The organism is Lactobacillus delbrueckii subsp. delbrueckii DSM 20074 = JCM 1012 (assembly GCF_001433875.1).
Classification (GTDB): domain Bacteria; phylum Bacillota; class Bacilli; order Lactobacillales; family Lactobacillaceae; genus Lactobacillus; species Lactobacillus delbrueckii.
Genome location: NZ_AZCR01000044.1, coordinates 305 through 13,313, shown reverse-complemented (window position 1 = coordinate 13,313; position 13,009 = coordinate 305). Strand labels below are relative to the sequence as shown.

Below are 13,009 nucleotides of genomic sequence, written 5' to 3'. Positions count from 1 at the left end.
CCGATTGAATATCGGAATCATGTTTTAACAACCTTAACGGCGTAATACTAAATTGTCCCAATTTTGGGGGTCACATCATTTCCCGGCCTCTTTTCTATTTTCAGTTTTCTTTTCCTTTGCGGGCTTAGTGACTATCATGCTCATGCCCTTTATGTTAAAATTAAAAAGATTATAAGCGTTTTGATCGACAGATCCATATAAAGCATCTATCAGACAAAGAATTGATTTAACATGATTACGAAAAGGAGAGCTTTATGTCAGACAAGTTAAAAATGATGGTTCTAGGCGGGGTCCGCGAGCAGGGCAAGAACATGTTTGCCGTTCAGGTGAACGATGAAATCTTTGTTTTGGACGCCGGTCTCAAGTACCCGGACAGTTCATTGTTCGGGATCGATGTGGTAATTCCGGACATGGAATTCTTCAAGCAATACGGCGACCAAGTGGTGGGGATCTTTTTGACTCATGGCCATGCTGACTCCATCGGGGCCCTGCCATACATTTTGCGGGATTGGGATATTCCGGTTTTTGGTTCAAAACTCACCATTGAACTGGCCAAGATCGACGTGCAAAGAGAAAACAAGCGGCGGAACAACCAGCTGTTCAACGTCATCGACGCCGATACGGAAATCGACTTCAAGAATGCCAGCGTGTCCTTCTTCCAAACCACTCACTCAGTGCCAGACTCTTTGGGGATCGTCATCCATGCTCCCCAAGGGCAGATCGTCTATACCGGTGACTTTAAGTTTGATCCGTCAGCCCGGCCAGCTTACCGCACTGACATGACCCGGCTTGCTGAAATCGCGGAAAACGGCGTCTTGGCCCTTTTGCCGGACTCATCCAATGCTGAGGCTGTTTTGCCGAATGCCAGCGAAAATGAAGTCGGTACTTACATCACCAATGTCTTCAGAAACGCCAAGGGCCGGATCATCGTGGCCGGCAAGGCTTCCAACATAAACCGGGTCCAGCAGGTCTTTAACGCCGCTGCTGCTACCGGCCGCCGGGTCCTTTTGACTGGCCGGGACGTGACTAAGATCGTCCACACGGCCATGAAGCTGGGCTATCTGGAAGTGCCAGACGGGCTTTTGATGAAGGCCAAGGAACTCAAGGACGTGCCGGATGAAAAGACGGTCATCCTGGAAACCGGCCGGATGGGTGAACCGCTCCAGTCCCTGCAGAAGATGGCCAATAACCGCCACCAGATGATTGCCATCCACGAAGGGGACCTGGTCTTTATTGCCACGACTCCGTCTCACGCCGCTGAAACCACGGTGGCTATCACCAGTGACATGGTTTACCGGGCAGGGGGCACGGTTATCGAACTTGGCCGCAACATGCACACTTCCGGCCACGCGACTGGCCGGGACCTGCAGACCTTGATTGACCTCTTGAAGCCGCGGATTCTGGTACCGGTCATCGGGGACTACCGGCTTTTAGAAGCAGTCAAGGACTTAGCCGTTGAAACTGGGATGGACCCGGACGATGTCTACATTACCCAAAACGGGGACTGCCTGGAATACGACACTAAGCGCGGCCAGTTCTTCCGCGGGGATGCCGTGCCGGGTGAAGACACGATGATCGATGGCTCCGGGGTAGGCGACGTGGGCAACATTGTTTTGCGCGACCGGGAAGTTTTGTCAGATGACGGGATCTTCATCGCGGTAGTGACGATTGACCGCAAGAAGAAGAAGATCGTGTCTGAACCGCAAGTCACCAGCCGGGGGTTTGTCTACATCAAGGCCAACCACAAGCTGATGAATGACTCTATCCAGGTCATCAAGGACGCTATCCAGGCCAACTTTGAGCACAAGAAGTTTGACTGGACTGAACTCAAGCAAGACATGCGCTCCAGCCTGGGGAAGTTCCTTTACAAGCAGACCAACCGCCGGCCGGTCGTTTTGCCAGTTGTCATGGAAGTCAACCAGAACCGGCACCGGGCAATGCAGAAGAAGGCCGAAGACGCGGCTGAAGGCAACAAGGAAAAGCCGGTTAAGAAGAACAACCGCAAGAAGCAGACCAGGCCGGCAAACAAGTCCGCTAAGGGCAAGAAGTCGGTAAACAAGAATAAGAAGGACAGCAAGGCAGATGACAAGCGTTAGTCAAGAGAACCTACGGAAATTGGCCATAGAGGCTGAAGCAGGAGGGGACTACCAGGCTGCCTGCGGGCACTTGGAGGAGGCCCTGAGGCTGGGCTTTGACGAGGACCTGGCCCTGGACTTGTCCCGTCTTTTGCGCTTAAACAAGGAAGAAGATCAGGCTTATGCCCTTATCAAGGCACTGCCTGATCTTTTTTCCCGAGATAAAGTGCTGGAGGAGTATGGACAAGTCCTGGCGGCCAATAATTTTTTGATCGAGGCTCTCCAGGTCAAGCATTTGACTGAGGGAGAGGTCGACTTCCCGGTTTTGCCAGCAGACAAAAAGGAACAAGAGAAAATCCTGCTTGCTTTTAGAAGAAAGCAGGCAGTCAGCCAAAGCCAGTACGAGCAGCTCTTGAAGCTGGATTTGCCGACCTACCTGGCCTTTGCCAGAAGCCTTTTGCTGGATCCCCTGGCTAACTACGCCTTGCGCCTGGCGGTGTGCGAGGACCTGGTCAAGCTGGGGGCTAAAGAAGAGATGCAGGTTATGATCCTGGGGGACTTGAAGAGTTTTGTGCCCGCTGAAACGGATTTGCTCAAGCAGGATCCGGTTTACCGGGAATTTATCACTTCTCTGGCCAGCCGCTACCAAAACCGCCCAAGCGAACTGCCCTTGATCTTGGCTGAAGGAAATTTCGCTTTTGGCCAGCTATATCCCTGCCAGGGAGATTACGTGACTAATCCCGATGCTTTTGCCCGGGACTTGACCGGGTTTTTACGGCAAAAGCGGGGCGGGGAGAGCCAGGATTTGCTGGAAAAAATCTATCAGAAAAAATAGTGATTAATTTTTTGCAAATCACTTTACTTTTTGCCGGCATTTAGTATAATCATTTTTGGATATTTTCAAGAAGTTGCGCTATTGCTACTAGCGTACTTCTTAGGAAAGTAGTACAATATTCAACAGAGAATCATCCGTTAGTTTTGTCTCAACGGACTTCTTGCAAAATTTCAGGAGGATCATTTTAATGGCAGAAAAAGAACATTACGTTAGAACTAAGCCACACGTTAACATTGGTACTATTGGCCACGTTGACCACGGTAAGACTACTTTGACCGCAGCTATCACTACTGTGTTGGCTAAGAAGGGTTTGGCACAAGCTGAAGATTACTCACAAATCGACGCAGCTCCAGAAGAAAAGGAACGTGGTATCACTATCAACACTGCCCACGTTGAATACGAAACTGAAAAGCGCCACTACGCCCACATGGACGCCCCAGGCCACGCCGACTACATCAAGAACATGATCACTGGTGCCGCTCAAATGGACGGTGCTATCTTGGTTGTTGCCGCAACTGACGGTCCTATGCCACAAACTCGTGAACACATCTTGTTGGCTCGTCAGGTTGGTGTTAACTACATCGTAGTCTTCTTGAACAAGTGCGACTTGGTTGACGACCCAGAATTGATCGACTTGGTTGAAATGGAAGTAAGAGACTTGCTTTCAGAATACGGTTACCCAGGTGACGATGTTCCTGTAGTTCGTGGTTCAGCTTTGAAGGCTCTTGAAGGCGATGAAGAAGCTCAAAAGAAGATCGAAGAACTGATGGACGTTGTTGACGAATACATCCCAACTCCAGAACGTGAAACTGACAAGCCTTTCTTGATGCCAGTTGAAGACGTCTTCACTATCACTGGTCGTGGTACTGTTGCTTCAGGCCGTATCGACCGTGGTACTGTTAAGGTTGGCGACAGCGTTGAAATCGTTGGTTTGGTAGAAAAGGTCTTGACTTCAGTTGTAACTGGTTTGGAAATGTTCCACAAGACTCTTGACTTGGGTGAAGCCGGCGACAACGTTGGTGTATTGCTCCGTGGTATCGACCGTGACCAAATCGTTCGTGGTCAAGTTTTGGCAGCTCCAGGCTCAATCAAGACCCACAAAACTTTCAAGGGTCAAGTCTACATCTTGAGCAAGGACGAAGGTGGCCGTCACACTCCATTCTTCTCAGACTACCGTCCACAATTCTACTTCCACACCACTGACATCACTGGTGAAATTGAATTGCCAGAAGGTACTGAAATGGTTATGCCTGGTGACAACACTGAATTTTCAGTTACTTTGATTAAGCCAGCCGCTATCGAAGTTGGTACTAAGTTCACTATCCGTGAAGGTGGTAGAACTGTTGGTGCCGGTCAAGTTACTGAAATTGACGACTAATTTTTATTTTTTAAATTTTAGTTCTAACAGTGTAAAAAGGTGTTCTTCTCAGAAGAACGCCTTTTTTTATCCAAAAAATCCCTATTTTGTAGTACTTTGATTGTTTTTTGACCGTCTTTAAGGTAAGATATTTAAGTATGCAAAGTAGCAAACCCAAAATAGACATTGGAGGTATTTAATTAATGTCTGCTAACTGGAAAACTACCGGTAAGACTACTGGTGAACTTTCTTTTGAAATTTCTCAAGATGAAATCAAGAAGAGCCTGGACAAGGCTTTTGACCGCGTAAAGAAGAGCGTGCGTGTACCTGGCTTCCGTAAGGGGCACGTTTCCCGTGTAATCTTCAACCATTACTACGGTGAAGAAGCTCTTTACGAAGACGCTTTGAACTTTGCTTTGCCAGAAGCTTACAGCGCTGCTGTCAAGGAAACTGGCATCAAGGCAGTTGGCCAACCTCAAATCGTTCCTGTATCAATGGGCAAGAACAAGGCCTGGGAAATGAAGGCAATCGTAACGGTTGAACCAGAAGTTGAACTTGGCCAATACACTGAAATTGAAGTGCCAAAGCAAAACACTCGCGTTTACCAAAAGGACATCGACGCTGAATTGACTAAGCGTCAAGAACAAAACGCTGAAATGGTTTTGAAGAACGACAAGGCTGAAAACGGCGACACTGTAACCATCGACTACGTTGGTACTGTTGACGGCGTTGAATTTGACGGCGGCTCAGCACAAAACTACTCCCTGGAACTGGGCTCAAACACCTTCATCCCTGGCTTTGAAGACCAGCTGGTTGGTCACGGCGCCGGCGAAGAAGTTGACGTTGTCGTAACCTTCCCAGAAGACTACGGCGCAAAGGACCTGGCTGGCAAGGAAGCTCACTTCGCAACCAAGATCCACGAAGTTAAGGCAAAGCAATTGCCAGAACTTGACGATGAATTTGCCAAGGATGTTGACGACTCAGTTGAAACCCTTGACGAATTGAAGGAAAAGATTAAGGCTGAACTGAAGTCCGAAAAGGAAGAAGCAGCCAAGGCAGCTATCCAAGAAGCAGCGATCACTACTGCAGTCAAGAACGCTACTGTTGAAGAAATTCCTGACGTGATGATCCAAGAAGACGTTGACAACCAACTCAACCAATACTTGGGCGACATGCAACGTCAAGGGATTGACCCGAAAACTTACTTCAAGTTGACTAACACGACTGAAGACCAACTGCGCAGCCAATTGTCAGCAAACGCTGCTGAACGCGTTAAGACTAACCTTGTTTTGGAAGCAATCGCTGCCAAGGAAGGCTTCGAAGCAAGCAAGGAAGAAATCGACGCTGAAATCAAGGACCTGGCTGACAACTACAACATGAGCGAAAAGGCAGTTCGCAACGCTTTGAGCGACGAAATGCTGGCTCACGACATCATCGTCCGCAAGGCAATGGACTTGATCACTGACAGCGCTAAGCAAGTAGCTAAGGCTAAGCTTGAAGAAAGCAGCGAAGACGAAGAAGACAAGTAATCGCCTGTCTATAGACTGAATCCCCCAGAAGTGGCAACTGCCCCTTTTGGGGTTTTCTTTTGCCAAGGCTGATGAAAAATACAAGGCTAATTTCGCGCAAGTTGCCCGTATTTATGTTAACCTAGTCTTTAGCAAATAGAGGAGGGAATACATGGCTACTAAGTTTACAGATCCAGAAGAAGTGAAATGCTCATTCTGCGGCAAGTCTGCCAGCCAAGTAAAGAAAATGATTGCCGGCAACGGCGCATACATCTGCAACGAGGACATTGAACTCGCCAAGCGGATCATTGATGATGAGCTGCGTCTGGATTCACTGAAGGAAGCGCGCGAGCTTCCCAAGCCAATGCAAATTAAAGAAGAACTGGATCAGTACGTGATTGGCCAGGACCGGGCCAAGCGGGTTCTGGCCGTAGCGGTTTACAATCACTACAAGCGGATCAGTCAAATGGATGTTGATTCTTCAACCGAATTGCAGAAGTCAAATATTGCCTTGATCGGGCCAACTGGGTCCGGCAAGACCTACCTGGCTCAGACTTTGGCCAGGATTTTGAACGTGCCGTTCGCGATCGCGGACGCAACTACTTTGACTGAAGCCGGTTATGTCGGTGAAGACGTCGAGAATATCCTGCTTAAGCTGCTCCAGAATGCCGATTACGACTTGGAGAGAGCCCAGCGGGGGATAATTTATATCGACGAAATTGACAAGATCTCCAAGAAGTCAGAAAATGTGTCGATTACCCGGGACGTGTCCGGTGAAGGGGTTCAGCAGGCCCTTTTGAAGATCTTGGAAGGGACCATTGCTTCTATTCCGCCGCAGGGCGGCCGCAAGCATCCGCAGCAGGAAATGATCCGGATGGACACCACCAACATCCTCTTCATTGTCGGCGGGGCTTTTGACGGTATCGAAGAAATCGTTAAGAACCGGCTGGGCAAGAAGACCATCGGTTTTGGGGCAGAACAAGAATCTGGCAAGGTTGACGATGACAACTGGAACCGTTTCTTGACGACCGGGGACTTGGTCAAGTTTGGCTTGATCCCTGAATTCATTGGCCGGATTCCGATTATCACTACCTTGGACCGGCTGGACAGTGCTGATTTGGTCCGGATCCTGACTGAACCAAAGAATGCCTTGATCAAGCAATACCAGAAGCTGCTTTCCCTTGACGGGGTTGACCTGGAATTTGAACCTGCCGCCGTCAAGCAAATTGCTGACCTGGCTATTGAACGGAAGATGGGGGCCAGAGGCCTTAGAACTATCATTGAAAATGCCATGATGGACATCATGTACCGGACGCCAAGCGAAAGCGACATCAGCAAGGTCATCATCACGCCGGAAACAATTACCGGGATGGGCGAGCCGAAGGTGGTCCGCCGCGAACTGGAAGAGGTTACCGATGATCATTAACCAATCAGAATTTTCCGTCAGCGCAGTTAAAGCCAGCCAGTACCCCGAAGGCGGCCTGGATGAAATCGCCCTGGCTGGCCGGTCAAACGTGGGCAAGTCCAGCTTCATCAACACCCTTTTGCAAAGAAAGAACCTGGCCCGGACCTCCTCGTCGCCGGGCAAGACCCAGACCTTGAACTTCTACCGGGTGGACAGCGACCAAGCTGACTTTTACCTGGTCGATGTGCCGGGCTACGGCTATGCCAAGGTCTCCAAGAAGCAGAGGGAAGAGTTCGGGGAAATGATCCAGGATTACCTGGAAACCCGGGCCTACCTCAAGGGCTTGATCCTGCTGATCGACGGCCGTCACGAACCAACCGCCGACGACATTGCCATGTATGACTATGCCCAGTATCTCAACCTGCCGATTTTACTAGTGGCCACGAAGATGGACAAGATCAAGAAGAATGCTTTTAACAAGACTGAAGCAGCCTTCAGAAAGCACTTGAACTTGAATAAGGACAATGTGACTTTCCTGCCATTTTCATCAGTGACTAAGCTGAACGTTGACCAGGTCAAGGACTGGGTCCAAGCCAGATTGGACGAAGAATAGCGGACAAAACAAAAATGCTCAAAGGATTTTCCTTTGGGCATTTTGCGTTTACCGGTGCTTTTTCGGCATTTGCGGCCGGTGGTTGAAGAGCTCAGCCACCAGCTTGAAGGCTCCGTAGATGATCAAGAGGATCCCGATTTCGATGATCGACTGGTGGTTGAAGTATTCTGGGTTGATGATCACGATGATCCCCAGGACAAAAGAAATAACGGCTTCTGCCCCGGTGATGATCATGCGGAAGACCCCGGTCTTCCGCCTTAAGATAATCTTGTGGCTGCGGCCATAGGCGTAAAAGAGCAGGAAGGCCCCCAGGAAGTAGTGAGCCAAAAAGACCAGGAGCTGGTTGCTCGATAAAAGGGCTATAGAGACCGCGAACAAGACCAGGTAGGTAATTAGGAAGAAGCGTTTCTGCTGCGGTTTAAAGTCCGAAACTGAGACCGTGAGGATATGGTTGACGCTGAAAATGATCCCCCCGACAGCAGCTAGCACCCCGAAGGCCTTGAAGGCATAGTTAGGTGCTGTCAGACTGATGATGCCGAGCAGAACCAGGAGCCAGCCGGCCATGGTGTCCCGGCTGAACAAGGCCGATCCGATCTGCTGGTTCTTGATCAACTGCCAGATCGAGGAAAAGAGATTGCCCAAAATGAATTTGGTCCGCCTTGAGGAGTTAGTCACCGACAAAAGGATGGCCCCGAAGCCCCCGAAGCCGTTCTTGGCCAGCTGGTTGATCTTGCTCGAGCCGCTAGCCGCCAGGGCATCAAAGAGGTCCTGGGTCAGGGCTTCCCGCTCTTCCAGGCTGGCTGACCCGATCCATTGGTTGATCAGCTGGTTGTAGACCCGGGACTGAGGATTGGGCCGCTTGCGGGTCACGAAATGGCTGCCTTTGATCTGCCAGGAATAGGTATCGTGCTGGGCGATATTGCCATTGGTTGAGTAGACGATGACCGGGTCGACCTCTCTTGGTTCAAAGAGGCGACCGATAATCGAAAACTCAGGTACGTAGCGGCGGAGGACCCTTCGCAAAAAGTCCTCGTTGTAGTCGACTCCGGCTTCGCTGGCCAGGCCGGGGCTGTCAAAGGTGTAGACGGCCTTGATACGGGCCCGGTAGTCTTCTGGGAGATTCAAGGCGGCGTATTCAGCCAGGTTGCCCCCCTTTGAGTGGCCGCCCAGGATGTAGTCAGCTGAGTCGCCGGACAGGAGGTCCTTGAGGTAGCGGGCACCTAAGATCTGGGCCTTGGTTTCTTTAAAAGAAATCTCAAAGTCTTCCCGCCAGCCAACCAGGGTGTCGTCGGTCCCTCTAAAGGCCACATAGTGGGTACCGTCTTCAAGGACGATTTTCAAGGCGCTGAACTGGCACTGGTCAGTCAAAACGTTTTTGAAGTGGGATAAGCGGGCATCCTTAAAGCGGTCGGCTTCGCTCATTAAGTGGAAGAGCTCCTGGTACTGGCTGGCGTCCAGGCCGGTGAAGGAAGAAGCGAAGTATTTCTCGGCGATTTCGCCAACTGTCACTTCTTTGTTGCCGGAAGGGATGTACTTTTCCAGGTTAAGATAAGAAAAAATTGCTAAGACTAAAGCGTCGATTTCGTTGAAAGGAGACTTTTCCAAGGGAATGTCGCCGCGCCATTCCAGGTAGGTCAGCAAATTGCTGTTGTCCAAGATGCTCACATCCTTAAAGAAAATAATTGCAAATGCTTACAAATTCATTTTAGCCTAAATAGGGCAGGGATGGGCAGATTTACCCGAAAATTTAGCGACTTTTATAAAATATAAAAAGCCGCCAACAAGCGGCTTACTTTGCCTCTTTGCCGGCAGCTTTGTCGTCTTCCTTTCCCTTGCCCTTGCCAGAAGCGGCTTTCTTCGGGTCGGGAATGCTGGCGAATTTGTCGAAGAGCTTGTCTAAGTCGTCTTGTCTTTTAAAGGTTAAACCCATTTGTCCATATCCTGCTTTCCATTGAAATAAAAGTTCTGCTTTTGAGTCAATTATAACGATATTTTTGCTATTCAGTCAATTTTGAACTATACTTAACTTAGCAAAAGAAAGCAGCTTCAAGAGAGGTGTAAAATGACTGACGCGATTGATACAATTAAGAGCCGCCACAGCACGCGCTATTTTGACCAAGGCAAGGAGCCCAGCCGGGCAGACCTGGAAGAAGTAATCCGCTTGGCCGGCCTGGCTCCGTCTTGGGTAGATTCCCAGCCCTGGCGGGTTTATCTGGCTATGGGGGAAACAGCCAAAAAGATCCATGCCCGCCACCTGGCCTTGGCTGAAGCAGGAACGGCGGCATCCCCAGACTGGGAGACCTGGCACCGGGAGGACTGGGATCCTTATCCAAGAGAAAACATGGCCCGGCACAACCAGGCCAGTCAGGAATATCTGAACACGCCGGAATTGCTGGACCTTAGGACTAATATTTTGCAGAAAAATCTCTACTATGCTCCGGCGATTGCATATTTAACTATTCCCAAGCAGTCCAATCTTTGGTCAGTCTATGACCTGGGAGCCTTTGCCCAGACTCTGGCGCTTGCCGCCAAGGCCAAGGGGATTGACAGCATGCCGGCCTATGAATTGGTCAAATACCCGGCCAGTGTCCGGGAAATTATGGGGATTCCAGAAGACCAGACCCTGGCCATGGGAATCGGCCTGGGCTATGGCAAAGATGAGTACATCAACGGCTACCGGGCTCCCCGCCGGGATCTGCCTGACTTCTTGACAATTAAGGATTAGGAAAAAAGTTATATAAAATCGTTGACTTATAGTAAGTGAGTCTGTAAGATTAAATCAAATTGAGAAAGGAGCTAAATCATGTTTGCAATGCAAGAAAACCAAACTGTGTGCGTTTGCTGTATGTCACTTATGTCATACGACTGTTTTGTGTTGCCTAAACTGGATTTAGCTCAGACCAAGTAATTTGCCAAGTAATTATTAGCTTAGTGGCAAATGAAGCAGCTGTTTCCTTTAGGGAGCAGCTGCTTTTTTGTCTTAGGAGGAAAAAATGCAAAAGATCAAGAAATTCACCCTTGCCGCCGTCAGCGTCAGTGCCGCCTTCCTGCTGGCCGCTTGCGGCAGTCAGCAGAGCTCAAGCTCATCAAGTAAGGATAAGCAGGTTTTAAAGCTCAGCGCGACTGCTCCGCTAGATACGATCGACATCAGTAAGTCAACCGGCTACGGGCAGACGGGGAACGTTTTTGAAAGCTTCTACCGTTTGGGCAAGAACGGGCAGCCAGCCGCCGGCTTAGCCAAGTCCGGCACTGTATCCAAAGACGGCAAGACCTGGACCTTCAAGCTGCGGTCTAATGCCAAGTGGTCCAACGGGGAAAAGATTACCGCCCAGGACTTCGTCTACTCCTGGCGGCGGACGATCAACCCCAAGACTGCTTCGCCTTACGCCTACCTTTTCTCCGGCATCAAGAACGCCGATGAAATTATTGCCGGCAAGAAGTCTCCGTCCAGCCTGGGCATCAAGGCTTTGAACCAGGAAACCGTGCAAGTTAAGCTCAACCGGCCGATTGCCTACTTCAAGGTTTTGATGGCTTACCCGCTCTTTGGGCCGCAAAACGAAGCCTTTATCAAGAAGACGGGCAAGAAGTACGCGACCAGCTCCAAGTACATGCTTTACTCCGGCCCATTTAAGATCACCGGCTGGAAGGGGACCAATGATACTTGGTCTTTTGTCAAAAACAACCAGTACTGGGACAAGCAGGCAGTCAAGTTGAGCAAGATCAGCTACCAGGTCGTTAAGACTACCAACACCGGCTACCAGCTCTACCAGCAGGGCAAGCTGGACCTCACCCCACTGTCCAGTGAACAGGTTAAGCAGCTGAAGAAGAACAAGGACTTCAAGACCTACCCATACTCCTACGTTGCCTTCTTGGCCTACAACTTCCAGGCCAAGGACGCGACGGTTAAGAAGGCTTTGAACAACAAGAACATCCGCCTGGCCCTGTCTCTGTCACTTGACCGGAAGATTCTGACCAGCAAGGTCTTCGGTGACGGGTCAAGCGTGCCAACTGGCTTCGTGGCTTCTGGTCTGGCCTATGACCCGGCTAACAAGGAAGACTTTGCCAAGGAGCAAAAGGTGGCTAATACCGTTGACTACAATGAAAAGCTGGCTGAAAAGTACTGGAAGATCGGGTTGAAGGAACTGGGCTTAAAGAAACTGAACCTGACCTTGCTGGCTTCAAACGAGGGCACCAACGCCGACGCTCTGACCCAGTACCTGCAGTCCCAATGGACTAAGGTTTTGTCCGGCATCAACGTGAAGGTTAACTCCATTCCAAGCAAGAACGCCTACACCAAGGCTTCAAGCGGGGACTTTGACATCTACGTTTCCGGCTGGGGCGGGGACTTTAGCGACCCGATGACCTTCATGCAGATCTTGCAGAAAGGGACTTCCTACAACTACGGCAAGTGGAACAATGCGGAATACAACCGCTTGATCAAGAAGGCTTTGACGACTGATGCCAACGACGTTAACAAGCGCTGGCAGGACCTGGTCAAGGCAGCCCAAGTGGCCAACGCCGACCAGGCAGTCAGCCCGATCTACCAGCAGACGACCGCCTACCTGCAAAACAGCAAGGTCAAGGGGATCATCCACAACAATGCTGGTACCCAGTGGAGCTACAAGTACGCCTACATTAAGTAGCTAGTAGTTAGCAAATTAAGATATGCAAATAAAAACGAGACCGCTTGGTCTCGTTTTTTTAATGCCGGCTGGCCCGGTGGCTGGAGCTGGCCTTGATTTTGTGGGGATGCCGCTTGAATTTGACCTGGCCGCCCTCTGGCAGGAAGCGGAAGTGGCGCATTTTGGCGTTAAAGGGCCGGCCAGAGAGGCGGATGGCGGTCCAGTCCTTCATCAGCTTGATCATCCGGTCCAGTTCCTGGACTCTTTTGGCCTGGCCTTCTGCTTCAGCCGCCTGGTGGATGTCGCCTTCCAGGCGTTCGATTAGGTTCTGGTGGTAGGCAAGAAGTTCGGGAGTCAAGGGAGCCCGCCGGTACTGGTTAAAGAGTTTTTGGATCAGTTCCATGGCCTCCAGGCTGTCATGTGGCTGGATATAGCGGGAACCATTATCTTCATTCATGGATTTTGTCCTTTCTATTATTTCTGCTTCTATTTCTTTATCAAGCTTTTTGCCGAATCATAAAACTTACTAAATCTTGATAATCATATCAGTAATGGTAAGTTTTTCTGATATTCCTTTCTAGTTAAATCTATGGT

The 13,009-nt window shown here is 50.0% G+C and carries 11 protein-coding genes; 8 read left to right on the top strand and 3 right to left on the bottom strand.

Translation table 11 applies throughout. The features are described 5' to 3' along the window. Positions 1-254 precede the first annotated feature (254 nt). From FD23_RS06365 to yihA, 6 genes are all read left to right on the top strand, one after another. Positions 255-2,096 (top strand): ribonuclease J, encoded by a 1,842-nt coding sequence (locus FD23_RS06365; RefSeq protein WP_025896069.1) that lies wholly within the window; start codon positions 255-257, stop codon positions 2,094-2,096. Continuing rightward, complete coding sequence (locus FD23_RS06360; RefSeq protein ID WP_052933619.1) at positions 2,083-2,910, top strand: hypothetical protein; 828 nt, start codon at positions 2,083-2,085, stop codon at positions 2,908-2,910. The genes FD23_RS06365 and FD23_RS06360 overlap by 14 nt, the downstream gene beginning before the upstream one ends. A gap of 187 nt (positions 2,911-3,097) precedes the next feature. After that, complete coding sequence (gene tuf / locus FD23_RS06355; RefSeq protein WP_002879079.1) at positions 3,098-4,288, top strand: elongation factor Tu; 1,191 nt, start codon at positions 3,098-3,100, stop codon at positions 4,286-4,288. Between the two features lie 182 nt (positions 4,289-4,470). Next, complete coding sequence (gene tig / locus FD23_RS06350) at positions 4,471-5,796, top strand: trigger factor (RefSeq protein WP_025896070.1); 1,326 nt, start codon at positions 4,471-4,473, stop codon at positions 5,794-5,796. 151 nt (positions 5,797-5,947) lie between these two features. Continuing rightward, entirely contained in the window at positions 5,948-7,201 is a 1,254-nt protein-coding gene (gene clpX / locus FD23_RS06345) for an ATP-dependent Clp protease ATP-binding subunit ClpX (protein ID WP_025896071.1), read from the top strand. Then, positions 7,191-7,793 (top strand): ribosome biogenesis GTP-binding protein YihA/YsxC, encoded by a 603-nt coding sequence (gene yihA / locus FD23_RS06340; protein ID WP_025896072.1) that lies wholly within the window; start codon positions 7,191-7,193, stop codon positions 7,791-7,793. The genes clpX and yihA overlap by 11 nt, the downstream gene beginning before the upstream one ends. Before the next feature lie 48 nt (positions 7,794-7,841). Here yihA and FD23_RS06335 read toward each other — a convergent pair whose 3' ends face one another. Both FD23_RS06335 and FD23_RS09915 read right to left on the bottom strand, forming a co-directional pair. After that, a complete protein-coding gene (locus tag FD23_RS06335) occupies positions 7,842-9,449 on the bottom strand; it encodes an Mbeg1-like protein (protein WP_025896074.1) in 1,608 nt (535 codons plus the stop codon). A gap of 133 nt (positions 9,450-9,582) precedes the next feature. Continuing rightward, positions 9,583-9,723 carry an SPJ_0845 family protein gene (locus FD23_RS09915; protein WP_013439360.1) on the bottom strand — a complete coding sequence of 47 codons (141 nt, stop codon included), beginning with the start codon at positions 9,721-9,723 and terminating at the stop codon, positions 9,583-9,585. Positions 9,724-9,855: 132 nt separating this feature from the next. On the opposite strand from FD23_RS09915, the gene FD23_RS06330 reads away from it, so the two are divergent. Continuing rightward, positions 9,856-10,518 carry a nitroreductase gene (locus FD23_RS06330; protein ID WP_025896076.1) on the top strand — a complete coding sequence of 221 codons (663 nt, stop codon included), beginning with the start codon at positions 9,856-9,858 and terminating at the stop codon, positions 10,516-10,518. Between the two features lie 268 nt (positions 10,519-10,786). Next, positions 10,787-12,436 carry a peptide ABC transporter substrate-binding protein gene (locus tag FD23_RS06325; protein ID WP_052933620.1) on the top strand — a complete coding sequence of 550 codons (1,650 nt, stop codon included), beginning with the start codon at positions 10,787-10,789 and terminating at the stop codon, positions 12,434-12,436. A 58-nt stretch (positions 12,437-12,494) separates the two neighbouring features. Here FD23_RS06325 and FD23_RS06320 read toward each other — a convergent pair whose 3' ends face one another. After that, positions 12,495-12,872 (bottom strand): hypothetical protein, encoded by a 378-nt coding sequence (locus FD23_RS06320; protein WP_003612584.1) that lies wholly within the window; start codon positions 12,870-12,872, stop codon positions 12,495-12,497. Positions 12,873-13,009: the final 137 nt, after the last annotated feature.

Bases quoted from the DNA above. Each gene is read 5' to 3' on its own strand.
- FD23_RS06365 (WP_025896069.1), top strand. From the start codon at position 255: ATGTCAGACAAGTTAAAAATGATGGTTCTAGGCGGGGTCCGCGAGCAG.
- FD23_RS06360 (WP_052933619.1), top strand. From the start codon at position 2,083: ATGACAAGCGTTAGTCAAGAGAACCTACGGAAATTGGCCATAGAGGCT.
- tuf (WP_002879079.1), top strand. From the start codon at position 3,098: ATGGCAGAAAAAGAACATTACGTTAGAACTAAGCCACACGTTAACATT.
- tig (WP_025896070.1), top strand. From the start codon at position 4,471: ATGTCTGCTAACTGGAAAACTACCGGTAAGACTACTGGTGAACTTTCT.
- clpX (WP_025896071.1), top strand. From the start codon at position 5,948: ATGGCTACTAAGTTTACAGATCCAGAAGAAGTGAAATGCTCATTCTGC.
- yihA (WP_025896072.1), top strand. From the start codon at position 7,191: ATGATCATTAACCAATCAGAATTTTCCGTCAGCGCAGTTAAAGCCAGC.
- FD23_RS09915 (WP_013439360.1), bottom strand. From the start codon at position 9,723: ATGGGTTTAACCTTTAAAAGACAAGACGACTTAGACAAGCTCTTCGAC.
- FD23_RS06330 (WP_025896076.1), top strand. From the start codon at position 9,856: ATGACTGACGCGATTGATACAATTAAGAGCCGCCACAGCACGCGCTAT.
- FD23_RS06325 (WP_052933620.1), top strand. From the start codon at position 10,787: ATGCAAAAGATCAAGAAATTCACCCTTGCCGCCGTCAGCGTCAGTGCC.
- FD23_RS06320 (WP_003612584.1), bottom strand. From the start codon at position 12,872: ATGAATGAAGATAATGGTTCCCGCTATATCCAGCCACATGACAGCCTG.